Below are 25,561 nucleotides of genomic sequence, written 5' to 3' on the forward strand. Positions count from 1 at the left end.
TTTGAAGGGCCATCAACGGTCGCGCGGATTGCCCAGGGCTGGATCGCGGCGCCTCGTGTAGCCGTCGACGCGGGGCAAGCCGTCGGCCATTTCGATGAATGGCAGGCGCATATCCCAATAGGCCTGTGCCTGTGGCGGAAACCGCTCCGGCGCGTCCATGAAGCCGATCGAGACATAGAGTTCGTCAGGCAGGCCTTCGTCGGCATAGAAGATCGAGGTACCGCAATCGGCGCAGAAGGAGCGAACGACCCCCTTCGTCTTCGAAAAGGTCTTCGGCTTCCCGGCGGTCAGTTCGACCTGGTGCGGACGATAGCCGATCCAGATGGTCATAGGTCCGCCGATCGCCCGCCGGCAATCGTCGTCATGGTCGAAGCAGATCCAGAAGGGCTCTCCTTCCATCACCGCCGTGACGGCACCGCAGAAACAATGTCCGCGCTCGATGCGAGCCATGTTGCTGCTCGTTATCAGAGACTGTCGGTCGTCAGGACGGCGCTTCCGCTGCGGTCGAGCATGGATTTTCTCCGAAGCTGTTGGGGGATCTGATCCCGCGGGTCAACGCAACGCCACCAAATTGGTTTCCGGCCATAGGGGCGGCGGCGGATTCAAATCCGCGCTTCCGGCTTAGCCGCTGGAACCTGCCGGTCGAAACCAGGTTATGACTGTGCCAAAGGAGGATCGGCCCATGACTGGACACGAAAATCGCCGCGAAACTGGTGCCACCAAATATCCTGCCAGGAGCGACGTCGATCCCGCCGATTCATTCTCCCAGGACGCCGCAGGCAACAAGCCGCCGGCGTCCGGGCAAGGCCTGACGCGCCCTTCAGGCGAGGTGAATGAGAAAACGCATCAGTCCGATGGGCAGAATCCATCCCGGCGTGCGACCCCAGACCAACCCCGGAAAAAAGGCGCCGGCTCGGCCACTTCCCAAGACGACAAAGTGCCGCCCGGAGATCGGGAGCCTGGTCCGTAGGGTAAAGAATGAACGATTCACAATTGACAAACAGGCGGTGCCTGTGGATTAGTGAGAACGTTCTCAGAGAACGTTCTCACCGCTGTGGCGGACTTACCTTTCGGGAGGAGGTATGGGTACCGACGAGATCCGGCTGGCTGTTCGCATCGCGAACATTGCAAAATCCTACGGACCGACAGTCGCACTCGATTCCGTCTCCATTGATCTGCGGCCAGGCGAAGTCCATGCGCTGTTGGGCGAGAACGGCGCCGGCAAGTCGACGCTCGTGAAAATCCTCAGCGGCGTCGTGACGCCTGACGGCGGATCCATGTCGATCTTCGGCAAGCCTTATGCGCCGCATGGCATCGTCGATGCGCGGGCGCAGGGCGTGGCGACGGCCTTTCAGGAACTCAGCCTGCTGCCGAATCTCAGCATCGCCGAGAATCTCGTGCTGCCGAAAATGCCCAAGGGCAAGCTAGGTCTCGTCTCGCGCCGCACCGCCACGGCATCAGCTGGCAAGATTCTTAACGACTACGGTCTCTCCCACTTTCATCCCGACACGCCGGTCGGCGTGCTTTCGCTTTCGGATCGTCAGCGGCTTGAGATCGTGCGCGCCTTCACCCATGCCTCGAAGCTGCTGATCCTCGATGAGCCGACGGCCGCGCTGGCGGACGTCGAATGGCTGTTTGAGCTCGTGCGCCGGCAGAAGAACCTGCAGACCGCCATCCTCTACATTTCCCACCGCCTCGGCGAGGTGCGCACCCTATGTTCGCGCGCCACCATCCTGCGCAATGGCCGCAGCATCGGCACGGTCGAGTTGTCCGGCGCTTCGGATGAGAACATTTTCGAGATGATGGTCGGCCGCAGCGCGCGTGAGACGACCGCCTCGCAGCCCTCCATCCCCGACACCGCGCCCGTCGCGCTCAGTGTTCGGGGCCTCTCCGGCGGCATCTTGCGCGACGTGTCGTTTGATGTCAGGCGAGGTGAGATCGTCGGCATCGCCGCGCTCGAGGGGCAGGGGCAGCGCGACCTGTTCAGGACGATGATCGGCCTCTCCAAAGCGAAAAGCGGCGGCATCGAGATCGACGGCGTGCCCGCCCAGATCACCAGCCCGGGCGCCGCGCTCCATTTCGGCAACGGCCTTGCCTACCTGCCGGAGGACCGCAAGTCAGAAGGGATTTTCGCCGGCCTCAGCACCGCCAGCAACATGGTGTTGCCTATCATTTCGCGTATCGCGCAGGGCGGCGTCGTCTGGCCGGCCAGCGAGCGTCGCATTGCGAAAAAAACCGCTGAGGCGGTCGAACTGCAGGAGCGCTATCTACAGTTCAAGATCGACGAGCTTTCCGGTGGCAACCAGCAGAAGGCGCTCCTGGCGCGCGTCATGATGACGGGCGCGCGCACTCTACTGCTTTTCGATCCGACGCGTGGAGTTGACGTCGGAACCAAGCAGTCGATCTATGAGGCGATCCGGAAGTTCGCCGCCGAGGGCGGCTCGGTGCTCTTTTACTCGTCCGAACTGCCGGAACTCGTCCATCTCGCGCATCGCTGCATGGTGCTCTATGGCGGCCGCGTCTTCGCCGAATATCAAGGCGATGCCATCGATGAGCCGACTATCGTCGGCGCGCTGATCGGCCACGCTGCGGGCGCGGTGAATGGAGTGGCCGCATGACCGCGGTCCAGGCAAATCCCGCGCCCCGCCGCTCCGCGTTATGGAGGGCTGTCATCAGCGGCACCGGCATCGTGGCGATGATCTATGTCCTGCTTTATGCGCTCTACGCGTTCTGGCAACCGGATGCGCTTTCGGTCTACACCTTCACCGACCTCGTCAACAACTCGACGCCATTGGCGCTCGCGGCAGCGGGCGAGACGCTGGTCGTCATCAGCCGCGGCTTCGACCTGTCCGTCGCGGGCGTCGTCTCGCTGACCAATGTGCTTATGGCGGTCTATCCGTTGGACGGTCCGGGCGGTGCACTAGCCAGCCTCCTGATGTGCTGCGCGATCGGTGCTGCCGTCGGTGCAATCAACGGCATTCTCGTGGCCAGGCTTGGGCTTCAGACCATCGCGGCGACACTCGGCACGATGATCGTCTGCCAGGGGCTTGCGCTGGTTATCCTGGACGCGCCTGGCGGTATGGTTGCCGACTTCGTCACCTACACGCTGACCGACACCCTGTTCGGCATCATCCCGATCGCCGGGCTGTTTCTGGTTGCCGCCATCTCGCTTTGGCTTGCCTTCAGGCGGACCAATACCGGAATCGGCCTCTATGCGATCGGAGCCGACGAGCAGTCGGCTCGCTTCTCCGGCGTGCCCGTGGCAGGGGTACGCATCACGGCCTTTGTCGGCGCCGGCATCCTCTATGGCGTCGCCGGCTTCATGCTGAGCGCCCAGACGGCGACAGGAAATCCGACAGCCGGCACGCCATTCCTGATGCTCACCTTTGCCGCGGTGGCGCTCGGCGGCACGCCGTTGAGCGGCGGCCGGGGCAGCCTGGTTGGCTCGATCCTGGGCGCCGGCACGCTGATGCTTTTGCAGAAGGTGCTTTTCTCGGGTGGGGTCTCGTCCTTCTACACCGGCATATTCCAAGGTTTCGTGCTGGTGCTTGCGATCGTGTTCGGCAGCGCCGTGGCGCGCCTGCTCAAGAAGGAAGAGATCCGGTGAACGCGCATAAGGACGTCGCGACGCGTTTCGAGGCCAATTCCGACCGGCGCGGCAGGCAAAGGCTCGATCGGGAGGTGGTCAATACGCTTGTGGTGTTTGGGCTGAGCATCGTGCTTGTGGTGTGCTCGCGCTTCATCAGTCCGGCGCTGGGTTCCTGGGATCAGGTGCTGACGGTTCTTATCCTCGCGTCCTTCTTGATCGTCTTGTCGTTCGGGCAAGGGCTCGTCATCCTGATCGGCGGGCTTGACCTATCGGTCCCCGCCCTCATCACGCTCGGCGGCGTGTTGACGACGACCTGGATTGGTAACGGCAACGCCGGCATCTGGTACATGCTGCCGGCCATCCTGGTCATTTGCGCGCTGGTCGGCACGATCAGCGGACTGGGAATTGTCTGGCTGAAAGTTCCTCCCTTCATCATGACCATGGCGACCTCGATCGTCGTGGCGTCGGTGGCGCTCGGCTATACCAGCGGGACGCCGCGCGGGGGTTCCCCGTCCGTCTTGCTGTGGCTGATGAAGGAATGGTTCCTCGGCGTGCCGCTGGTCATCTACTTCACCGTCGCTTTCATCCTGTTGGGCTGGTTCTTGCAGAACTTCACTGCGCTCGGCCGCCGGCTCTACGCCCTTGGCACCAACAGGAACGCCGCCCTCATCGCCGGCATCGCTGTCAATCGGCTCGAGTTCGTCCCCTATGCGATCAGTGCCACCTGCGCAGGGTTCGTCGGCATGATGCTGGTGGGCTATTCGAACGGGGCGACGCTGAGGATGGGCGACAGTTACATGCTGCCTTCCATCGCTGCCGTCGTCGTCGGCGGCTCCTCGATCCTCGGCGGCAGCGGAACTTTCATCGGGACGGTCGGCGGCGCAATTCTTCTGACGACACTTGGCACCGTTATCTCCGCTATCGGCCTCAACGAGGGATGGCGCACCGTCATAGAGGGCGCAATCATTGTCGCCGCCCTGCTGGTGCTGCGCGGTGAATTTCTGGCCGATCTCGGAAATCGAATGCTGACGCGGAGGAGGTGACCATGCCTGCGCGTGAAATGTGTTTTGTCCAATTGTGAGAACGTTCTCACAAGCTCTGGTCCGGCACCTGCAGGGGCCAAATTCCAACGGGAGGTTGATCGAAATGAGGCTGTTAAAAAGACTGGGACTGGCCGCGTCGCTGACGCTTGCCACCGCCATGGGCGTTGGGACGGTTGTCGACCATGCCCAAGCGCAGGACAAGAAGTTCAAGATATATCTGTCGCTGAGCTACAGCGGCAATTCGTGGCAGTCGGAGGCTGCGAACATCGTCAAGGCGTTGGCACAGACGCCGCCCTACGACAAGACGGTGGAGCTGAAGGAAGTCATCTCGGGAACCGACCCCCAGGCTCAGATCTCGGCCTATGAAAGCATGATACAGGCTGGCGCCGACGGCATCATCAGCTTCCCGATCTCCTCGACGGCGCTGAACCGCACGGTCCATCGCGGCTGCCAGAAGGGCGTGCTCTTCTTCATGTACGACGCCACGGTGACCGAGCCTTGCGCATACAATGTCAGCTATATCACCGCAGGCTTCGGCGAGAACACCGCTCAGGCCTTGGTCAATATCCTGGGAGGCAAGGGCAAGATCTTCCTGAGCCGTGGCGTCCCGGGCAACTCGGTGGACAAGCGCCACACCGACGGCGCGATGCACATTTTCAACCAGTATCCCGGCATCAAGGTCGTCGCGGAATACTACTCCTACTGGGATGACCGCACCACACAGCAGGAGACAGCCAAGGCTCTCGCCGCGCATCCCGACGTCGACGGCATCTGGGCTCAGGCGGGCGAATACGGCGCCGTACAAGCGCTGCTCGACAAGGGCAACAAACTGGTTCCGATGACCGGCGAGAACTCGGATGGTTTTCGTCTCGGACTGGCAGACCCGAAGATGCAAGGCATGGGTCTCAAGGGGGTATCCGCCGGTTCGCCGCCTGCTACGTCAGGCTATGCCTTCAAGCTGATGATGGAGATCCTGACCAAGAAGCGCGACCTGAAGCCGATGAACATCGAGTATCCGCTGCCATGGGTGCCAGCGGATCAAGTCAAACCTTGCAAGGGCGATACGTTCGCCGACGGGTGCAATGTTTTCCCGTCCGACAAGGTCCCGAGTTCCTTCGTCACCGAGGTCTTCAATCCCGATTTGCTGCCGGAGCTGTCGCTGCAGTCGGCGCTCGAGGGCAAGCCAACGCCAGGAGCGACCATTCAGGCGTTGCCCGCGGACGTGAAGCAGGCGCCCGATGCGCCCGGCATCAACTGCTCGTCGTGCAAGGCTCCGGCCGACGAATACAAGCTCACCAAGATCGAGCCGACGGTAAAACCCTGACGATCAGCAATGCAACAGGTGGACGGCATCCTGCCGCCCACCTGACTCAACATAAGGATGAGAATATGCCGACTTTTCTGAAGCGGGGCAGGGATCCCGAAGCTGTCGCCCAGAGCGATGCGGCCGTCCGGACGACCGTCGAAACGATCCTTGCCGACATAGAAAAGCGAGGCGATACCGCTGTCCGGGAGTTGTCGGAGCGTTTCGACAAATGGTCGCCGCCAAGCTTCCGGCTCAGCGACAGCGAGATCGAGCAGGCGATGTCCAAGGTGTCGGCAACCGACATCGAGGATATTCGCTTCGCCCAGGCCCAGGTTCGCAATTTCGCCGAGAAGCAGCGCGCCTGCCTCCAGGACCTCGAAGTGGAAACGCTTCCCGGCGTTGTCCTCGGCCACAAGAACATCCCCGTGGAAACGGTCGGCTGCTACGTGCCTGGCGGGAAATACCCGATGGTCGCCTCCGCGCATATGAGCGTGGTGACGGCCAAGGTCGCCGGGGTGAAGAAGATCATCGCCTGCGCGCCGCCGTTCCAGGGCGGTCCGCATCCGGCTATCGTGGCCGCAATGCACATGGCCGGCGCGGACGAGATCTACGTTCTGGGCGGTGTGCAGGCCGTCGGCGCCATGGCGCTCGGAACCGAAACCATCGGCCGCGTCGACATGCTCGTCGGTCCTGGCAATGCCTTCGTCGCTGAAGCCAAGCGGCAATTGTACGGCCGCATCGGCATCGACCTGTTCGCCGGCCCGACCGAGACGCTGGTCATAGCCGACGACAGTGTCGACGGTGAGATCTGCGCGACCGATCTGCTCGGCCAGGCCGAGCACGGGCCAACCAGTCCCGCCGTGCTTTTGACAAACTCGGAGAAGCTCGCGCGCGACACCCTGGCCGAGATCGAGCGGCAGCTGAAGATCCTGCCGACCGCCGAGATCGCCGCCAAGGCATGGGCGGATTATGGCGAAGTGATTGTCTGCGCTTCCTATGAGGAGATGGTCGCGGAGGCCGACCGGATCGCATCCGAGCACGTCCAGGTCATGACGCGCGATCCCGACTACTTCCTCGACAACATGCGCAATTACGGCGCTCTGTTTTTGGGACCGCGCACGAATGTTGCCTATGGCGACAAGGTCATCGGCACCAACCATACGCTGCCCACCAAGAAGGCGGCCCGCTACACAGGCGGTTTGTGGGTTGGCAAGTTTATCAAGACCTGCACCTATCAGCGCGTCCTGACCGACGAAGCGAGCGCCATGATAGGCGAGTACTGTTCGCGCCTGTGTGTCCTCGAGGGGTTCTATGGGCATGCCGAGCAGGCAAACATCCGGGTCCGCCGCTATGGAGGTCGCAACCAGGCCTAAGCCAGCGCGCCAACGGAGTTTTCATGTCGATCATTGCCCGCAACAAGAACAGCAAGCCCCGCCTGACCGTGAAGGATCTGGCGCGCGATCTCGGCATGTCTGTTTCGACCGTATCCAGGGCCTTTCACGCCGATGCCGTGATCGCCAAGGATACGCGGGATCTGGTGCTGAACCGTGCGAGGGAGATCGGCTATTCGCCGAATCCTTTCGCGCGCAGCCTCATCACCAAGAAGACGCGTATCGTGGGTATCGTCGTCGCGGACATCAAGAACCCGTTCTATCCGGAAGTGCTGACGCGGCTGACCACCGCCCTTCGCGCCATCGACATGAACGTGATGCTCGTCGCCGCCGACCAGTCGGGAGACGTCGACCAGGCGCTACGCCTGCTGCTCAACTACCAGCCAGATCTTGCCATCATCCTGGCGGCCACCTTGTCTTCGGCGGCCGCGCAGGAATGCCGTAGGGCCGGCACTCCGGTGATCTTTTTCAACCGGCTCTCGGCCGACGACCACGCGTTCGGCATTTCCTGCGACAACATACGCGGCGGCCGCAGCATCGCCGACTATCTCGTCGACACCGGCCACCGGCGCCTGGCCTACATCGCCGCCTTGCCCGATGCCTCCACCAATGTCGCGCGCCACAGGGGCTTCAGCGAACGCGCCGTCGAGCGCGGCCTCGCCGCGCCGGCGGTTATCGAGGCAGGCCAGTTCAGCTATCATGCCGGCTACGAAGCGGCGCGCAAGCTACGTGACCTGAAAGAGGTTCCCGACGGTGTTTTCTGCGCCAACGATATTCTCGCCATCGGCTTTCTCGACGGCGTGCGGCGAGAGCTGGCCCTCGGCGTGCCGGACGACATTTCGATCGTCGGCTTCGACGATATCGAGATGGCCCACTGGCCCTCACACGGGCTGACGACCGTCCGGCAGCCCATCGACCAGATGCTCGAGGCCACGGTCAGCCTGGCGAAGGAATTGAGCACGAATTCCGGCCGGGAGCCGATCGTCCAACTAATCCCGCCCGGCGCGGTGATCGAGCGCGCGACGACGCGAAAAAGGCACCATGGCTGATATCTCCGGAAAGCGCTTCTTCGAGCGGGCGGTAAGCGTCCACCGTTATGACTGCGAGGTCGTCGCGGCGCCCCATGTCTCCGTCACCGGAAGCGAGGAACCCGTCGCGGCCATCAACGATGCCGCGTTGGCCGACGAAGCCATCGTCCGCTACGTGGTGGCAACCCGCCCGGTCTACGAAGGCCTGCGCCGGCTGATCGGCCAACTCGCCGGCCTGCTGGTCCTGGTTCAGGCCGGCGGACGCCGCGACGTGCTCGACCTGCCTGACATCCCGGTGGCCCGCGAACGGTGGACGGAGATGGAGCAGCGGCTGGGCGCCTTGCAGGCGCCGCATGGGCTCGAAAGCCATTGCGCGCGTCTGCGGGCCGCTCATGCAACGCTGGGCGAGGTCCTGGACGATTTCGGTTCAGCCCGGCTGCGGCGCGACTGGCAGCAGGAGCTCGACCGGGCTGGGCAGAGGATCAAACGCGCCTACGCCGGGCTGCAGGCGGCGTCGGAACCGCGGGCCGGTATGACGCCAATCGATTTCAATCACGCCTGCTGCAGCTGTGCGCAGCGTTGGCGACAACAGGGAGGAAGCAATGGGCCAATATTCGATCTGGGTGCTTGAGTATAGCTATGTCAGCAACTACCACAAGAGTGGCGTGCTCTACGGCGCCCACAACCAGGGTTACGTCAAGCTTCCCTACTGCTACGCGCTGATCAAGGGCAACGGTCGCGTCGCGATGGTCGATGTCGGTTACAACAACAAGGATTACGGCAAGCATCTCGCGGACAAATTTGGCGTCGAGAACTGGCACTCGCCAGAGGCCGTTCTTGGCGAAATCGGCCTCTCGCCCAAGAACGTCGACACGGTTTTCGTCACGCACGCGCATTTCGACCATTTCGGCAATGTCGAGGACTTCCCGAATGCGACCTTCTACATCCAGGAGAGGGAGATCGCGAAGTGGGTCTGGGCGATGTCGCTGCCGGATCGCATGCGCTGGATGAACGTAGCCGTCGACCCCGGCGACATCGTGCGCGGCGTCGACCTGGCCCGTCAGAAGCGGTTGGTGACGATCGACGGAGCGAAACAGGACGTCCTGCCCGACATCGATCTCCATGCCGCCTTTGACAGCCATACCTACGGATCGATGTGGGTCACCATACGCAACGGCAAGGACGACACTTGGGTGCTGGCTGGCGATCTGGTCTACGTCTTCGACAACATCGAGGGCTCGGGAGCTGCCGTCGACATCGAGACGCTCTACGTTCCGGTGGGGCTTGCGGTCGGCAGCCAGACCAATCTCGTTCTCGCCACCGAGGAGATGATGACGCAGGTGGGCCATGAAGCGCGGCGGGTCATTCCCATCCACGAAGAGCGGCTGAAGGACCGGTTCCCGTCCCGCATCACTCAGGATGGCCTGCGGATCACCGAAATTTGCCTCGCGGACGGCGAGACGTCGCGGGTGCAATGATGGATGCAATCCGCAAGATCGCCATTGTCGGTGCCGGACTGGTCGGCCGTGGCTGGGCGATCGTCTTCGCCAGGGCCGGCCATGATGTGATCATCTATGACGGCAGCGCCGACATCCGCGCCGCGGTGCTCGACAAGATCCGGGCTAGTCTTGCCGATATGCAAGAGGCCGGGCTGGTCGATGCCGTCGATGCAGTCATGCGGCGGCTGCACGTTGTCGATACGCTGAAGGGTGCGGTAGCGGACGCCGACTACATCCAGGAGTCGGTGCTGGAAGTGCGCAACATCAAGGAGGCGGTCTGTCTGGAGATTGACCGGGCGATGCGGCCCGACGCGGTCGTAGGCAGCTCCAGCTCCGGCATTCCGGCCTCGGCCTTCACCGGGTCCTGTGCCAACCGCCGGCGTTTTCTTGTCGCTCATCCCGTCAATCCACCGCATTTGATCCCGTTGGTGGAACTGGTCCCGGCGTCCTGGACCGACGCGGAGGCCGTTGCGTGGCTGCGGGTGCAGATGCAGGCCATGGGGCAGGCTGCCATCATCGTGCGCAAGGAAGTCGAAGGGTTCGTCCTCAACCGGCTTCAGGGGGCATTGCTGAACGAAGCCTGGGCCCTGCTCGAGGAGGGCGTGGCAAGTGCCGCCGATATTGACCTTACGGTGTCGCATGGGCTCGGCTACCGGTGGTCCTTCATGGGGCCTTTCGAGACGATCGACCTGAATGCGCCCGGCGGGATCGCGGACTATGCGAGACGTCTGGGACCGCTCTACCATTCGATCGCCCTCGCCAGGCGCGATCCGGCCCCCTGGTCGGAAGGGCTGATTGCCAAGGCCGAGGAAGCGCGCCGCGAAAAGTTGTCCGCATCCCAACTCGCCGAACGCAGCGCCTGGCGCGACCGCAATCTCATGGCGCTGGCCGCCCATAAGCGAAGCACCGGAGTTTGACACTCAGGAGACGGCCATGACAGGCACACTCACGGGCAAGGTCGCCCTGGTCACCGGAGCAACCGGCGGTATCGGCGCGCGGATCGTATCGCGGCTTGCTGCGGAAGGGGCTTCGGTTGTCATCGGCTACAACCGTTCGCGGCAGGTGGCCGACGATCTGGTTTCGTCACTGGCGCCCGGCGGTCACTTTGTCGCCGAGGCGACCGTGACGGACAGCGATTGCCTCGCGCGCCTTGCCGGTCGGATCGAGAAAAGCGTTGGCCAGCTGGATGTCCTGGTCAATTGCGCCGGGACAACCCGCTTCGTGCCACACCCGGACCTCGACAGCCTGGACGACGAACTGATCGACCGCATCTTCAGCGTCAACGTGCGCGGTGTGATCGCTGCTACGCGGGCCATGCGGCCGCTGCTCGACCGCACCGGCAGCGGGGTTGTCGTCAACATCTCGTCGATCGCAGGGGTCACCGCCATGGGAAGCAACGTCGCCTATTGTGCGTCGAAAGCCGCTGTCGACAATTTGACCAAGTCGCTGGCGCGTGCCCTGGCCCCGAGAATCAGGGTCGTGTCGGTCTCGCCCGGCGTCGTCGACACCGACTTCATCAAGGGCCGTGACGAATCCTGGCGGGACGAACAGGCAAACCGGACGCCGCTGGGGCGACTGGGCACGCCCGACGATGTCGCCGAGGCCGTATTGGCGGCCGCAACCCACCTTCGTTTCGTGACCGGTGTTATCATTCCGGTCGACGGCGGTCGGCCCCTGGCCTAGAGCCCGGCCAACCGCTTGACAAGACCAGTGCGGTGCTTCTGGAGCGGGTATGTCGTCAAAGGGTATGGACAAGACCCAACGTGTTCGCATCCGCTGTTCCTTTCAGGGGCATCACGCTCGACAAGCAGGCCACGAACCCGAACATCGTCGTCGGTCGTTACAGCTACTATCACGGACACAGTTTCTACGACTGCACCGGCTTCCTTCTTCCTGAGGAGGAAGCAGACCGTCCCATTATCGGATCAGCTCGATCAAGCCGGTGCGGCCCTCATCGTGGCGAGTAGGAAATGAATCCTTCACGGATGCGCAGGGCGAATTTCATTTGGCGAAATTGTTGGAAACGTCGATTGATCGGCCGATCGCTGCTGCTAGCGTTACGCGGCGTTCTAGGAGCGCAGTGCTTGTCCCGGAAAGACGCAAATCCGACGGTGCTGCAACGCGCTTGAAAAGCGTCCCATAAATCTCCGGTGATGAGCGCTGAATGCATAATGACATAATACTTTCGGCCCGCGGACTTGGAAAAGACTTTGCTGGTTTCCGCGCTGTCGATCAGGTGGATCTCGATATCCGCCGCGGCTCTGTTCACGCATTGATCGGGCCGAATGGCGCGGGCAAGACAACCCTTTTCAATCTTCTTACAAAATTCCTGCAACCTTCCCGTGGCACGATTTCCTACCGCGGGCGCGATATCACCCGGATGCGCCCCGCAGATGTCGCGCGTTTGGGCCTGGTTCGTTCATTTCAAATCTCGGCTGTTTTTGGCCATATGACGGTCCTCGAGAATGTCCGAGTCGCGCTGCAACGCAAACGTGGCGATAACTTCGATTTCTGGCGGCCGCAGAAGGCGCTCCATGCGCTTGACGCAAGAGCCGTGGAACTGCTGGAGGCGGTCAATCTGGCCGACGTCGCAGACAGGGCGGCGGCCGAACTGCCCTATGGGCGAAAGCGCGCGCTGGAGATTGCGACCACGCTGGCGCTCGATCCCGAATTGATGCTGCTGGACGAACCGATGGCCGGGGTCAGCCAAGGGGACATCAAACTAATCGAGGACCTGATCAGGACATCTTCGGCAAATCGGACAATTCTGATGGTCGAGCACAATCTCTCGGTGGTTGCTGCGCTGTCGGACACCATCACGGTTCTGGCGCGCGGCGCAATCCTGTCGCATGGCGACTATGCCACGGTGTCGGCCGATCCGCGTGTGATCGAGGCATATATCGGGGCCGGTCATGTTTGATATGGCAGCAGACTCAGCTTCCCTGCCACCTGCTCTTTTGCAGGTAAGGGGCCTTGAGGGGGGCTATGGCGATGGCTCAGTCCTGCATGGTGTGAACTTCGATGTTCATGCAGGTGAAGTCGTTACCCTACTTGGACGCAACGGCGCCGGCAAATCCACGATCATGCGCGCGCTGATGGGTATTCTTGCCCATTCTAAAGGGTCGGTCATGTTTGGCGGGGTGGAGATGATTGGGCTTCCCTCGCGCAAGATTGCCTGTTTGGGCATCGGATATGTGCCCGAGGAAAGGGGAATATTCTCAAGCCTTTCTACCGAGGAAAACCTCCTTCTGCCACCGCAAGTGAAACGTGGCGGCCTGACCGTCGAGCAGATCTACGAGTTGTTTCCCAATCTTGAGGAGAGAAAAAAGAGCCGCGGGACGAAGCTGTCTGGGGGCGAACAGCAGATGCTTGCACTTGGGCGCATTCTGCGCACCGGCGCAAAGCTGCTTCTTCTGGATGAGCCGACCGAAGGGCTAGCTCCGGTCATCGTGCAACAGATCGGCAAGACCATCGAGTGGTTGAAGCAGGACGGCTTCACCATCCTTTTAGTCGAGCAGAATTTTAGGTTCGCGCAGACGGTCGCCGACCGGCACTACATCGTGCACGAGGGGTCGATCGTCGAGATGCTCGTCAATGATGAAATAGAGGACAATCTGGCCAAGCTCCATTCCTATCTTGGAGTTTAGCATGGCTGGAGGCCGTATGGGTGGTCCAGGGCCAGCGGAAGACTGACAGCAAACGGGAGGGAAGATAATGAAACTCATGTTACGATCGTTGATCGCCGCATCATTTATCGTGGGAAGCGCTTTAGCCGCTTCGCCAGCGATCGCGGCCGACGGTCCTATTCGGATTGGAGTTCTGGGAGACCAGTCCAGCAACTTCGCTGACTCCGGTGGGCCCGGTTCGGTAACCGCCACGCGCATGGCGGTAGAGGATTTCGGAGGAAGTGTTCTCGGCCGCCCGATCGAGGTGCTCGTGGCCGATCACCAGAACAAGGTCGATGTCGGTGTCGCCATCGCACGCGAATGGTATGAGAAAGAGGGCGTCAACGTCATCGTCGATTTCGCCTCCTCCGCAATCGCTCTCGGCGTCCAGGATATCGCGCGTGAACTCGACAAGATAGCGCTTTATACAACGGCAAGCTCGTCCGATATCATCGGCAAGGCCTGTTCTCCGAACGGCCAGCAGTGGGGCGCCGAAAACTGGTCGAACAGCGCGTCGCTGATGACCGCCCTTGCATCCGGCAAGCCGGGAACCACCTTCTTCTTCATCACGGTGGACTACAATTTCGGGCATCAGCTTGAAGACGTGTCGCGCGCGGCGATCAAGGCGGCGGGTGGCGAAGTCGTCGGCAGCGTGTTGGTGCCACTTAATACCATGGACATGTCGTCTTATCTGCTCTCGGCGCGGGCCTCTGGCGCCGATGTCATCGTACTGGCTCAATCGGGGACAGACCTCGTCACGTCGATGAAACAGGCGACGGAGTTCGGCATCGCCGCCAAGCAGAAAATCGCGGCGCCAATCCTGTTCCTGACCGATATCAAGGCTATCGGGCTGAAAAATCTGGCCGGACTGCAGTTTATCCAGACTTGGTACTGGGACCAGGACGAGTCCAGCCGTGCTTGGGCTCATCGATATTTCGACCGCATGAAGAAGATGCCGAACGAAAGCCACGCGGCGCTTTACGCGGCGGTTACTCATTATCTAGAGGCGGTGAAGGCTGCGGGCACCGACGAAACCCAGGCGGTCCTGAAGCAGATGAAGGAAGCGCCGATTGACGGCCTGATCTCTAAAAACGGTCACATCCTTGAAAACGGCAGGGCGGCCTTTGATCGCTATCTCGTCCAGGTGAAGACCGAGGATGAGTCGAAATACGATTGGGACTTCCTCAAGGTGGTGTCGCGCATTCCCGCCGACAAGGCTTTTCGTAGCGCCACCGACGCTGGCTGTGTGATCAAGTAGCCCTTTTATTGAAACCGATCCCGGCGACGGCCATCGAGGTGTTCCATGCCTCGATGGCCCTGTGCCCGTAAGGACAAAGCAAATGGATGCCCTCCTCGCTCAATTGACCGTCGGTCTGATCAACGGAGCATTCTATGCTATGCTGAGCCTTGGGCTCGCGATCATCTTCGGTATGCTCAACATCGTTAACTTCGCCCACGGGGCGCAGTACATGCTGGGCGCGTATATTTCCTGGATGCTGCTGAACTATCTTGGGCTCGGTTACTGGTGGTCGCTGCTTCTTGCGCCGCTGCTGGCCGGTGCCTTCGGCATCGCGCTTGAAAGGATGCTTATCCGACACCTCTACGACAAGGCCCATCTCTACGGGCTTTTGCTGACCTTCGGCCTGGCGTTCATCATTCAGGGCCTGGCCCGCGTTTATTTTGGCAGCGCGGGCCTTCGGTACGAAATTCCCGCGGAATTTTCCGGTATCTGGGATTTCGGTTTCATGATTCTGCCCATCTATCGCGGCTGGGTCATCGCGTTTTCTCTGGCGGTCTGCTTTCTGGTGTGGCTTGCGATCGAGAAAACCAAGCTCGGTTCCTATTTGCGAGCGGCGACAGAAAATCCGGTTCTTGTTGGCACGTTCGGTGTGAATGTGCCGCTGCTGATCACACTGACATATGGCGGAGGAGTGGCGCTTGCGGCACTTGCAGGCGTTTTGGCAGCGCCCATTTTCTCGGTTAGCCCGAATATGGGCGTTGAGATCATCTTGGTCGTGTTTGCCGTCGTAGTCATCGGCGGCATGGGCTCGATCGGCGGCGCGGCGATAACCGGCCTGTCGCTTGGTCTCATCGAGGGACTTACCAAGTACCTCTACCCGCAGGCGGCATATGTCGTCATTTTCGTCGTGATGATCGTGGTGCTGGTGGCGCGTCCGGAAGGACTGTTCGGCAAGATGGGGGGCATGAAGATCGATGCGCATCTGGAGCGCCCAGATGGCGAGCGCTGGTGGCGCGAACTTTCAGCCTCGACCAAGAGATTGTTCTGGTATGGTCTTGCCATAATCGCCGTGATTGCTCCATTCTTTGTCTATCCCATATTCGCGATGAAGATTCTTTGCTTCGCGCTATTTGCGTGCGCCTATAACCTGCTGCTCGGTTATGGAGGACTTCTTTCATTTGGTCATGCGGCCTATTTCGGGGCTGCGGCCTATGTTGCCGGTTACCTTCTGAAAGAATGGGGGCTTACGCCCGAACTGGCAGTTCTGGCGGCGACTGCATCCGCGGCGCTGCTTGGGCTTGCGTTCGGAGCCTTGGCAGTCCGGCGTCTCGGCGTCTATTTTGCAATGATCACGCTGGCATTGTCCGAGCTTGTGTATTTCATCTGCAACCAGCTTAAAGCTACAGGTGGCGAAGACGGCTTGCAGGGCCTGCCGCGCAACAAGCTATTCGGTTTGGTCCCGCTTGAGAACGACCTTCTTCTCTACTTTATCGTCCTGGCCGTTGTCACGACGGCCATTTTCGCCACCTACCGGATCGTGCATTCGCCGTTCGGTCAAGTAGTCAAGGCAATACGAGAGAACGAGGATCGTGCGGTGTCGCTCGGCTATCGCGTCAATCATTACAAGATCCTTCTCTTTACCCTGTCGGCCGCGCTTTCGGGCTTGGCGGGCAGTCTCAAATCGGTGGTCTTTCAGGTGGTGTCCCTGGTCGATGTTGTCGGCACCACCTCGGCCGAAGTTGTCATGATGACGCTGGTCGGCGGCATCGGAACAATGTTCGGTCCGATCATCGGTGCGACGGTCGTGACGACTATGGAATACTACCTCGCCCCGTTCGGCGCCTGGGTGACGATCATCCAAGGGATGATCTTCGTGGTCTGTGTCATGAGCTTCCGCGAAGGCATCATCGGTATTATCGGTTCATTGACGACTGCGTTTCGCCGGTCCCGGCCGCTGTGGCGCGATCGTGAATCATGAGGCAAGGCTTATTCCCTTTTTCGCCGGGTTATCGGTCTCGGACGGTCGACACGTTGTTACGACAACTCTAGGGTGCGCCTGATGACGCCGTCGAATATGCAAGACGGTCATACGGCCGGTGCAACGCTATATGCGGTCTTTATCCGAGAACCGACGGCGCCAGGTGTTCATCGGCCAAAGGCCGGCCGGCGGTTGCGGCCATTTCCGCTACTTTCGCGACACGCTCCGCATTGCTGACAGCCAGCTTGCCATGGGCGTCGACTATCGCATTCTCGAATCCCACACGGACATGCCCTCCCAGTTCGATCACGGCTTCCAAGCAAGCCATTTCCCCGCGACCGAAAGCACAAGCCATCCATTTGCCCTGGCCTGCGAGACCTTCCGCGCTCAAAACGCGGTAGAGGTCGTCGACCATATCCACGGTGGCGTCGTCGATGACACCGTACCGACCGGCGACAAGCAGGGTACTGGGCTGCCGATCGTCATCGAAGAGCCGCCCGCGCAGGCCGGAGAGGGTGCGAATGTCTTCGGCCGAATAGAGAATGTACTGGATGGAGATTTCGGAAGCGATGGCGCGCTGGACGATTTCGATCGCCCTTTCTTCACCGTCACGCAAGATCTCCGCTATCGAAACCGATGCATAATGCGGTTTGAGCTCCGAAAGGACCCGCTCTTGATCGCACACCGTGCAAATGGACGCCGCTTCTGTCGTGACCTGTACCGTAAGGCGGGGGACCGCCGTCGAAACCACGCGCACGGCCTCGGCGTATCCGGAGACGTCGAGACTATGCCTGCCGAACGGGTCTCGTATATGAAGGTGCATGGCTGCGGCGCCTGCCGCACGGCATTCGACGGCAGTGCTTGCCAGTTCATTGGCTGAAATCGGGAGCATCGGGTGGTCGGCCTTGGTCCGGCGCGCACCGTTCGGCGCCACCATCACGAACAACGGCTTTACCAATATCTGACTCCCGACAATCGCTCGTCTCCTGCCTTTCGATCCAGTAGGCGTCGCAAAAGGTGCGACTACTCATCGATGATCCGGGCATTGCGCCTCTTCAGGATCAGCGCCGATGCGCCGCCGCGCAGCGACAGCGCAACGATCATAAGGCCCAGAACGATGAACGTGCCGCTGATCGGCTCCTGCAGGAAGACGAAATAATCTCCATCCGAAATCAGCAGGGCGCGTCGGAAATGCTCCTCCAGGATGGGGGACAATATGACCCCCAGTATGAGAAGCGCCGGCGAATACCCGAAGGAAGAGCATATGTAGCCCAGGATTCCGAATATCATCATCGTGTAGATGTCGAAGACGTTGTTGTTGACGCTGTAGACACCGATACACATCACCAGCAGAACGATGGGGCTCAGGATGTGCGAAGGCACCGAAAGCAGTCTGACCCATATGCCGATGAGCGGAATGTTCAGAACCAGCAGCATCACGTTTCCAACCCACATGCTCGCGACCACCCCCCAGAAAATATCCGCATGCTGCACCATCATCAGCGGTCCGGGCTGGATTCCATGAATCATCATCGCGCCCATCAGCACCGCCATGACCGCGCCGCTGGGGATTCCGATGCCGAGCATGGGGATGAACGAGGCCTGGACCGTCGCATTGTTGCAGGCCTCGGGCGAAGCGATCCCTTCGATCGCGCCGGTGCCGAATTTAGATGGATCGCGGGAAATGCGCTTCTCGATCGAGTAGGCGATGAAGGTTCCCAAAGTGGCGCCCATGCCGGGCAGCAGTCCGATCACGGAACCCAGAACCGAACCCCGCAGGGTTGGCATCGTCGCCTCCCGTACCTCCTGGCGTGTCGGGATGAGTGAGCGGAGCGTTACCCGCTCGGGCTTTGAAGCGCCGTCCTCGTGCAGGTAGGTAGAAATGATCTCCGACACCCCGAACAGCCCCATCATCATTGCTACGAGATCGACACCGTCGATCAAGGATGGGACGCCCAGCGTGAAGCGTGCCTGCCCTGTGGTGACATCCGTCCCGACCATGCCGAGCAGCAGTCCCACAGCGACCATGGAGAAGCCTTTCACCGGCGACCCAAGCCCGAGCATCGAGGCCCCAATCAGGCAGAAGAGAATGAGCGCAAAGTAGTCGGCCGAGGAAAAGCGCAGCGCGATGCTCGCCAGAAACGGCGTGAAGCAAACCAGCAGGACGAGCGCAAGCGTCCCACCCACGAAAGAAGCGCCAGCCGTAATGAACAGGGCGGCTCCCGCTCGACCTTTCTTGGCCATCGGATGCGCATCAAGGCAAGTGATCGCGGTTGACGGCTCACCGGGGAGGTTGAGCAGGATCGCCGTGATCGACCCGCCATACTGGGTTCCATAGAAAATGCCGGACAACATGATCAGCGCAAGCAGCGGATCGACATAATACGTCAACGGCAGACTCAGCGAAATTGCGGCTAGCGCGCCGATGCCGGGCAGAACGCCCACAAGCGTGCCGATCGTTACACCGATCAGGCAGAATAGAAGAGCCTCAGGCGTCAGGGCGTGCCCGAAGCCATGCATGAGATTTACAAGGGAATTCGTCATCGCGTCACCAGGCAATAGCGCGCAGGGGAAGCTCGAACCCCTCGATGAAAATCACCACGGAGGCAGCCGAGGCGATGAGCGCGGTGAGGATCATGGCTCGCATCCTGACCTTGTTGCGCCCTAGCGACCCGAGAATCACGAGCAGCATTGAACTTGGAAACAGCCCGATGTGCTCGACCAGGAGAGCCCAGATCAGGAGCGCCGAGAAAACACAGATGAAGGCCCGCCAGGGAATTTCGGGCGCTGGAGTGTCCGAGTGCCGGACCTCAAGCAAGACCGCGATGCCGGCAGCCGCAGTGATAATGCCAAGGAGGACCGGGAAATACCCGGCCCCCATATTTTCAAGAGAGCCAACGCCATAGAAACTCCCGAAACATGCCATGACTATGCCAAAAATAACAATGGAGGCAGCTACGGCGCATTCCGGTTTATTCAGTTTCATTTTCGAAACTCTCTGGAATCATCGACGATGTCGTGCGATTTTTGGATGTCAGAATATTTTCTTGTAAACTTCTTCCTGCTTCGCGAGATACGCTGTCAGATCGGGGGAGTTCATATATTCGACGTTGGCACCGATCTTTTTCATTGAATCAAGGAAGTTTTCGCTTTTCACGGCGCTTGCAACCGCGTCGGAGACCTTGGAAACAATTTCGGCAGGCGTGTCCTTCGGCATTCCCACACCTCGCCAGGTGGCGATATCGAGCGGATAGCCCAGTTCGGCCGACGTCGCCACTTCGGGCAGCTCAGGGTATCGCTTCGTTCCCGCCACGGCGAGCATGCGTAGCTGTCCCGATTGGATGTAGGGCAACGTCTCGGTGACACCGTTGACGGTGCTGTCGATATGTCCGCCAAGCAACTGAACGATGGCCGCCGGTCCTCCATCGAACGGCACGTGCTTGAACTTCACGCCCGCGGCTTCCTCCAGATTGCGGGCAAGCATATGGAAGCTGCCGCCCTGGCTGCCGTTGCCAACCGTTATCGAACCTGGATCGGCCTTTGCGGCGTCCAGAAACTCGGGCAGCGTCTTCCACTTGGAATTGGCCTGGACGCTCAGGCCGGCATAGTCAATCGTCAGCATCGCCACGGGCGCGAAGTCCTTGTAGGACGTTTTCATCACGCCACGCAGGTTCGCCGTGATCAACTGCGCCGTGAGAATGCCGAGCGTATAGCCATCGGGTTTTGCCGCCTTGATGTCCTCGAAGCCGACAACGCCGCCACCGCCCGCGCGATTGACGACTTGCACGGGCACGTCAAACTGCTTTGAAAGTTCATCCGCCAGCGCCCGCGCCAGAAGATCGGTGCCGCCTCCCGGCGCAAACGGAACGATCAGTTCGATCGGCCGGGACGGCCATTCCTCGGCAAGCGCGCCTGCCGAGGAAAAGAGCGCCAGCGCCGCCGCCGATCCAAGTATCACGCTACGCCGGGTTGGCCGGCTGCGGTTGATCGCGTCGATTTCAGTCTTGTCGTTCGTGCCCATAGTCTCCTCCACTTTTGAACGTTTTCTGCTTCCGAACTGGACAGCCCCTCCCACGTTTCTGCACTTTACTTCCGTGGTCGATGTGTCGGTGATGGCGACGGCGCGCCATTTCGCTGTGGTCCGACGAGCAGCGCGGGCGCGCCTGGTCCACCTGAACCCCCTCAGGTTCGATAAGCGGTGAAACTCGCGGTGGTGGACTGCGCACGCCAGTCAGTCACGACGTTGATGACGGCGGTTTGCCCCTTCGAGACTGCCGCGGCGCCACGTTCGAGAGCCGGCCTGATGTCTTCTGGGCGCTCCACATATTCGCCATAGCAACCAAGGGATTCGGCCATCTTGTCGAAACGCGTGTAACCGAGATCCCGGCCAGGCTTGACCTTTGTAGGATCGGCTGTCCACCCTCCGTTCAGGCTGATGACGACGAGGAGCGGCAGGCCATGCCGGGCCGCTGTATCGAGTTCCATCGCATTGAGGCCAAACGAGCCGTCGCCATGCAGCACCACGACTTGAGCGTCGGGTCGCGCGGCCTTGGCGCCCACGCCGAAGGGCATGCCCACGCCCATGGTGCCGAACGGCCCCGAGTTCAGCCTGTGGCCTGGCCGGTAGGTTGGAATTGTCTGACGGCCGAAATTGAGAATCTCCTGGCCGTCCACAACCAGTATGGCGTCCCGGTCGATGAAATCGCGAACCTCCTTGCAAAGCCGGAGGGGATGAACAGGCATCTGGTCGGTAGCGATGGCGTCCTCGTGCTTTGGCGCCCGCTTGCGCTCCACCGTGGCAAGTTGCTCCCGCCATTCTGCGAACCCGTCCGGCGTGAGCGATGACTTCACGGCGTCGCGGAGTTGTTCCAGCACCGCGGCGGCATCCGCCACGATGCCGATATCGACCCGGTCGCTTGCTCCGACGGCATCGGCGTCCGTGTCGATCTGAACGATCGTCGCGGTTTCCGAGAAACGTGGCGGGCGGGCGTGAGAAATGACGTAGTTGAGGCGAGTACCGACAATCAGCACGAGGTCGGCTTCTTTGAAGGCCGTGGAACGCGCATGAGCGTAGAAATAAGGATGGTCTTCAGGAATCACGCCGCGGCCCTGAGGCGTGGTGTAGAATGGAATGCCGGTCGCATCGACGAAGGCGCCAAGCTGCTTGGAAGCCTGCGACCACAGGATGCCGCTGCCTGTCACGATGACAGGGCGTTTTGCCTTTGCAAGCGCGTCGGCGACCTTGGACAACGTAGCCGCGTCGGCAGCCGGTCTGCTGCGTGCCGCACTTGCCGGCGTCTTGGGCCATACGACTTCGGCCTCGTCCACTTCGGCATAAAGCACGTCTCCGGGTAGATCGATATAAACCGGGCCTGGCTTGCCGGCCATGGCCCGCCGGAGGGCAATGTTGACGTACTCCGGAATACGTCGAGCGTCATAGACACGTTCGGCCCATTTCGTGACCGGCCGCATGATTGCCAACTGATCTACCTCCTGAAACGAGCCCTGCAGATACTGCCCAACTGGGCTTGCTCCTCCGAAGGCGACGACGGGCGCACAGTCGACCAGTGCATTGGCGAGGCCCAGGGTAAGATTGATCGTCCCCGGCCCGGATGCGCCCATGCATAAGCCAGGCTTGCATTTTACTCGCGCGTAGGCCTGCGCGGCCATTGCAGCCGCCTGCTCGTGCCGGGTATCCACCATGCGCACACCGCCGCTGATGGCAGCCTTGACCGCATCGTTTATCGGTCCTCCCATGATGTAGAAGCCAGTTTCCACACCCTCTCTCGCGAGAGCTTCGCCAAACAACGTATATCCACGGACCATTTTCGTCTTCTTCTGTTCAGGGGCAGGGAGTGGCTAGATCAAGCTGCCTAGATCGCGCCAGCTTCCTGCAGGCGCGCGATTTCATCTTCGGGAACCCCAAGCAGATCCCGGTAGATCTCGATATTGTCGGCGCCGAGCAAAGGTGCGGGTTTCACCGGCACGTGGCTGGCCGATAGCTTGATCATGGCTCCGGGGAGAACAAATTCGCCACGCACTGGATGATCGACAGTAACGAACGTGCCTCGCTCGCGCAGGTCTGGATCCTGCGAAAGCTCGACGGTGTCGAAGGTGGCGCTGACCGGGATTCCGGCGTCGCCGATAAGCTGCATGACGGTGTGTTTGTCATGCTGGACGGTCCAGGCCGATATGACTTCGTCCACGCTGCGGAAATTGGCCGCACGGGATTTGGCGTCGATGAAACGCGGATCGTCCAGGAGATCATTGCGGTCCACGACTTCCAGCAGGCGATGCCAATGGGCATTGCTGGCGCGAGTCGTGTAGACATAGCAGTAATCGTTGGGCCCGCCGCCCTTGCAGGGATAAACCTCGCTTGGCGACGTACCGGCGATGATGCTCTGGTTGCCGCAGCGTGGCGCGGGGGCGCCGAACATATATTGCGCCGCATAGGCGATGCGGCCGAAATTGATGACGGCGTCCTGCATCGTGACTTCGATGCGCTGGCCCTTATTGGTTGTATGACGTTGATGCAGCGCGGCCAGAATGCCGATCGCGCAGTGAAGCCCCGCTCCGGTATCACCGATGTTCGGCCCTGGCTTCAAAGGGCGGCCGCCGTCTTCACCCGTGATCGACAATGCCCCACCGGCGGCCTGGGCTATCGGATCGAATGCGAGGAAGTTTCTGAACCGACCCGTCGGTGCAAACCCCTTGATCTGCGCATAGATGATACGCGGGTTTATCGAGCGCACGTGTTCATAGTCGAAGCCAAGCCGCTCGATCGCGCCGGGCGCGAAATTCTCGATGAAGATGTCGGCCTGCGCGATCAGCTTCTCAATCAGCTTACGGCCTTCTTCCGTCTTCAAATTGCATGTCACGCTGCGCTTGTTTGCATTGAGCAGAAGGAAATAAGGGGAGTCGGAGCCGAGCTTGTCGGTGGTCGCGCCGCGACCCTGTTCTCCGCGCTTCGGCGGCTCGACCTTGATGACGTCCGCGCCAAGCCAGGCCAGGGTTTCGGTGCAAGACGTTCCCGCCTCAAATTGCGTCAGATCCACGATCCTGATGCCGGCCAACGCCGGTTTGCCGGTGCCTGCTTCTTCCGGGTTGGACGCATTGTTGCTCGACCTCATTACCCCTCCCAAGGCATTAGAATATTAAGGAATGACGAGTCTCAGCCGAACGAACTCGAGGCAGATCAGCCGCTTGAGGCTGGGTTCCAGTAGCCCGCCTGTCCGCGTACCCGGCCGCTGCTTGCAGGGTCGAATACTTCCTCGCAGGGCCGGATAGCAATGCGGACTGTCTATAATTTCATCAAGTGAAATTATACCGGCGATCGGTGGCGACGATTTTGGCGGCCAGGCCGCAGTGGCCTCGTCATGGTTGTTGATCGTCAATGGCTGCCGAAAGTGCGGCGGGCCGACCTTTCACGATCAATCCACCGAGAAGATGCTGCGGGCTATGTAGCGCACGCCGCCCGCACCCCAAAGAGTGTCGGCCGGCTTTACCTGGATGGGATCGTTAATATCGTTGTAGTGGTAAACCGTTCCAACCCTGCCCGGCTCAACCTCCCAAGCGCGCGGATAGCCGATATCCCAACTGCCGCCGTCGCCACGGATGATGATTTCCGGACCCCATGTCTCTCCCTCGTCCTCGCTGACAATGGCGCGCATGCCATAGGGCGGCAGCCGATAGGTGTAGACGACCACCAGGCGCCCGTCGTTCAGCAGCACAGGGGAGCCTGGCGCCCCGAAATCGTTGACTCGCGAAAGGAACTGCCAGGTCTGCCCGCCATCGTCGCTCTTGAAAGCTTCGGTCCACATGTCGCCTGACCAGTTCCGATCGACACGCAACGTGCAGACGATTCTGCCGCTCGGCAACATGATGCCGCGCGGATACATTCGCTGCATTCCGCTGAAATCGGGATCGTCTCGCGGGGTTATGAAGGAGAGAAAGTGGAATTCGGTGCCATCTTCAGTGCTGCGGTAGACAAGTGGCCGGTTGGGCGCGCCGTGTTCGGGCCCGGCAGGGAACCGGTTGTGCTGTCCTTTGCTGGTCTCGCCGCCCGTCAGGAAGAGCAGACATCGTCCATCGGGTCGGACCAATGAGGATTCCACGGCGCTTAGCGAATAGAGGCCGTCGAGCGGCAGCATCGCCGAGCGCGACCATGTCTGGCCAGCGTCTTTTGAAATGCGGAAAAAGACTTGGTTGTCCGGGGGGCCGAAAGCGGTGGTCAGGGTCGGCACGAAATCCCTGATTTGTGGATCTTCCTGTGTGTACTGGTAATAAAAATTCGAGACGAGGACATCCCTGTCGGTGAAGTCGATCGGCCCGATTTCCGCCAAGCCGCCGGGCTTTCCGTCTATCCCCGGCTGCGGGCTTCTAACGTCCATCCCGGGGCGGTTCCTGTCCTCGTTCCAAATATGCCATGTCCGGCCCCGATCCTCCGATCGAATCGTGACGCCACGCCTGCCGCCCGGATTCTTGATCAGATTGTGGTGGGCAAGGCCGCGGGGGTCTCCGGAATAATCGGCGGCGGCAACCGAAAAATTGCAGATGAGATGGCCCGCCGCGGTTTCCCAGAAGCCGCGGGAAAAGGGGTGGCTCGCGAACTCGTTTTCACGCCGGTAAAGGACGGCGTGCTCGGTATCCGTGGCGAAGCGTGGAGGAAGCAATTTCTTGATCATCGGTATTTCCGGAAGACGCGTGGCTCGGCACTTGAATCGAACAAGGCGTTCGAGCCAGACGGAAAATATCGATGGAGGCAATAAGCACCATCGTCACTTTCAGCGAATGAAACTGGAGCATCCGGTGCTCCGGTCATC

The 25,561-nt window shown here is 60.8% G+C and carries 22 protein-coding genes and 1 pseudogene; 15 read left to right on the forward strand and 8 right to left on the reverse strand.

All coding sequences use genetic code 11. The features are described from left to right. Positions 1-12: 12 nt before the first annotated feature. Complete coding sequence (locus FJ964_RS07280) at positions 13-450, reverse strand: GFA family protein (RefSeq protein WP_140549755.1); 438 nt, start codon at positions 448-450, stop codon at positions 13-15. A gap of 632 nt (positions 451-1,082) precedes the next feature. On the opposite strand from FJ964_RS07280, the gene FJ964_RS07290 reads away from it, so the two are divergent. From FJ964_RS07290 to FJ964_RS31200, 15 genes and pseudogenes are all read left to right on the forward strand, one after another. After that, a complete protein-coding gene (locus FJ964_RS07290; protein WP_140549757.1) occupies positions 1,083-2,618 on the forward strand; it encodes a sugar ABC transporter ATP-binding protein in 1,536 nt (511 codons plus the stop codon). After that, complete coding sequence (locus tag FJ964_RS07295; RefSeq protein ID WP_140549758.1) at positions 2,615-3,607, forward strand: ABC transporter permease; 993 nt, start codon at positions 2,615-2,617, stop codon at positions 3,605-3,607. Before FJ964_RS07290 ends, FJ964_RS07295 begins: the two co-directional genes overlap by 4 nt. After that, on the forward strand, positions 3,604-4,632 hold the full coding sequence (locus FJ964_RS07300) for an ABC transporter permease (RefSeq protein ID WP_181172389.1): 1,029 nt from the start codon (positions 3,604-3,606) through the stop codon (positions 4,630-4,632). Before FJ964_RS07295 ends, FJ964_RS07300 begins: the two co-directional genes overlap by 4 nt. 103 nt (positions 4,633-4,735) lie before the next feature. Beyond that, positions 4,736-5,956 carry a sugar ABC transporter substrate-binding protein gene (locus tag FJ964_RS07305; protein WP_140549760.1) on the forward strand — a complete coding sequence of 407 codons (1,221 nt, stop codon included), beginning with the start codon at positions 4,736-4,738 and terminating at the stop codon, positions 5,954-5,956. Between the two features lie 65 nt (positions 5,957-6,021). Continuing rightward, entirely contained in the window at positions 6,022-7,311 is a 1,290-nt protein-coding gene (gene hisD / locus FJ964_RS07310) for a histidinol dehydrogenase (protein ID WP_140549761.1), read from the forward strand. 23 nt (positions 7,312-7,334) lie between these two features. Next, positions 7,335-8,378: a LacI family DNA-binding transcriptional regulator gene (locus FJ964_RS07315; RefSeq protein ID WP_140549762.1), complete on the forward strand. Its 1,044-nt coding sequence runs from the start codon at positions 7,335-7,337 to the stop codon at positions 8,376-8,378. Continuing rightward, complete coding sequence (locus tag FJ964_RS07320) at positions 8,371-8,988, forward strand: hypothetical protein (protein ID WP_140549763.1); 618 nt, start codon at positions 8,371-8,373, stop codon at positions 8,986-8,988. The genes FJ964_RS07315 and FJ964_RS07320 overlap by 8 nt, the downstream gene beginning before the upstream one ends. Continuing rightward, entirely contained in the window at positions 8,960-9,835 is an 876-nt protein-coding gene (locus FJ964_RS07325) for an N-acyl homoserine lactonase family protein (protein ID WP_140549764.1), read from the forward strand. Before FJ964_RS07320 ends, FJ964_RS07325 begins: the two co-directional genes overlap by 29 nt. Then, positions 9,832-10,773 carry a 3-hydroxyacyl-CoA dehydrogenase gene (locus FJ964_RS07330; protein WP_140549765.1) on the forward strand — a complete coding sequence of 314 codons (942 nt, stop codon included), beginning with the start codon at positions 9,832-9,834 and terminating at the stop codon, positions 10,771-10,773. Before FJ964_RS07325 ends, FJ964_RS07330 begins: the two co-directional genes overlap by 4 nt. Before the next feature lie 16 nt (positions 10,774-10,789). Further along, on the forward strand, positions 10,790-11,539 hold the full coding sequence (locus FJ964_RS07335; protein WP_140549766.1) for an SDR family oxidoreductase: 750 nt from the start codon (positions 10,790-10,792) through the stop codon (positions 11,537-11,539). A 481-nt stretch (positions 11,540-12,020) separates the two neighbouring features. Next, positions 12,021-12,776: an ABC transporter ATP-binding protein gene (locus tag FJ964_RS07345; RefSeq protein WP_140518025.1), complete on the forward strand. Its 756-nt coding sequence runs from the start codon at positions 12,021-12,023 to the stop codon at positions 12,774-12,776. Next, positions 12,769-13,503, forward strand: coding sequence for an ABC transporter ATP-binding protein (locus FJ964_RS07350; protein WP_140549768.1), 735 nt, complete (start codon positions 12,769-12,771; stop codon positions 13,501-13,503). The genes FJ964_RS07345 and FJ964_RS07350 overlap by 8 nt, the downstream gene beginning before the upstream one ends. Before the next feature lie 67 nt (positions 13,504-13,570). Continuing rightward, entirely contained in the window at positions 13,571-14,779 is a 1,209-nt protein-coding gene (locus FJ964_RS07355; RefSeq protein WP_140549769.1) for an ABC transporter substrate-binding protein, read from the forward strand. Positions 14,780-14,861: 82 nt separating this feature from the next. Next, positions 14,862-15,716: pseudogene (locus tag FJ964_RS31195) on the forward strand (branched-chain amino acid ABC transporter permease); the annotation flags it as partial. Positions 15,717-15,866: 150 nt separating this feature from the next. Beyond that, positions 15,867-16,739, forward strand: a complete 873-nt coding sequence (locus FJ964_RS31200) for a branched-chain amino acid ABC transporter permease (RefSeq protein ID WP_318013055.1) — start codon at positions 15,867-15,869, stop codon at positions 16,737-16,739. 139 nt (positions 16,740-16,878) lie between these two features. Here FJ964_RS31200 and FJ964_RS07365 read toward each other — a convergent pair whose 3' ends face one another. From FJ964_RS07365 to FJ964_RS07395, 7 genes are all read right to left on the reverse strand, one after another. After that, positions 16,879-17,697 (reverse strand): 3-keto-5-aminohexanoate cleavage protein, encoded by an 819-nt coding sequence (locus FJ964_RS07365; protein WP_140549771.1) that lies wholly within the window; start codon positions 17,695-17,697, stop codon positions 16,879-16,881. Between the two features lie 65 nt (positions 17,698-17,762). Continuing rightward, positions 17,763-19,283, reverse strand: a complete 1,521-nt coding sequence (locus FJ964_RS07370; protein WP_210239639.1) for a tripartite tricarboxylate transporter permease — start codon at positions 19,281-19,283, stop codon at positions 17,763-17,765. A gap of 4 nt (positions 19,284-19,287) precedes the next feature. Further along, positions 19,288-19,725, reverse strand: coding sequence for a tripartite tricarboxylate transporter TctB family protein (locus FJ964_RS07375; protein ID WP_140549772.1), 438 nt, complete (start codon positions 19,723-19,725; stop codon positions 19,288-19,290). Positions 19,726-19,773: 48 nt separating this feature from the next. Continuing rightward, positions 19,774-20,760, reverse strand: coding sequence for a tripartite tricarboxylate transporter substrate binding protein (locus FJ964_RS07380; RefSeq protein WP_140549773.1), 987 nt, complete (start codon positions 20,758-20,760; stop codon positions 19,774-19,776). A 161-nt stretch (positions 20,761-20,921) separates the two neighbouring features. Beyond that, positions 20,922-22,565, reverse strand: coding sequence for a thiamine pyrophosphate-binding protein (locus tag FJ964_RS07385; protein ID WP_140549774.1), 1,644 nt, complete (start codon positions 22,563-22,565; stop codon positions 20,922-20,924). 47 nt (positions 22,566-22,612) lie between these two features. Continuing rightward, a complete protein-coding gene (locus tag FJ964_RS07390) occupies positions 22,613-23,812 on the reverse strand; it encodes a CoA transferase (RefSeq protein WP_181172390.1) in 1,200 nt (399 codons plus the stop codon). A 357-nt stretch (positions 23,813-24,169) separates the two neighbouring features. Continuing rightward, positions 24,170-25,423: a sialidase family protein gene (locus tag FJ964_RS07395; protein WP_140549776.1), complete on the reverse strand. Its 1,254-nt coding sequence runs from the start codon at positions 25,421-25,423 to the stop codon at positions 24,170-24,172. Positions 25,424-25,561 lie beyond the last annotated feature (138 nt).

It is taken from the genome of Mesorhizobium sp. B2-3-2, assembly GCF_006442295.1.
Classification (GTDB): Bacteria; Pseudomonadota; Alphaproteobacteria; order Rhizobiales; family Rhizobiaceae; genus Mesorhizobium.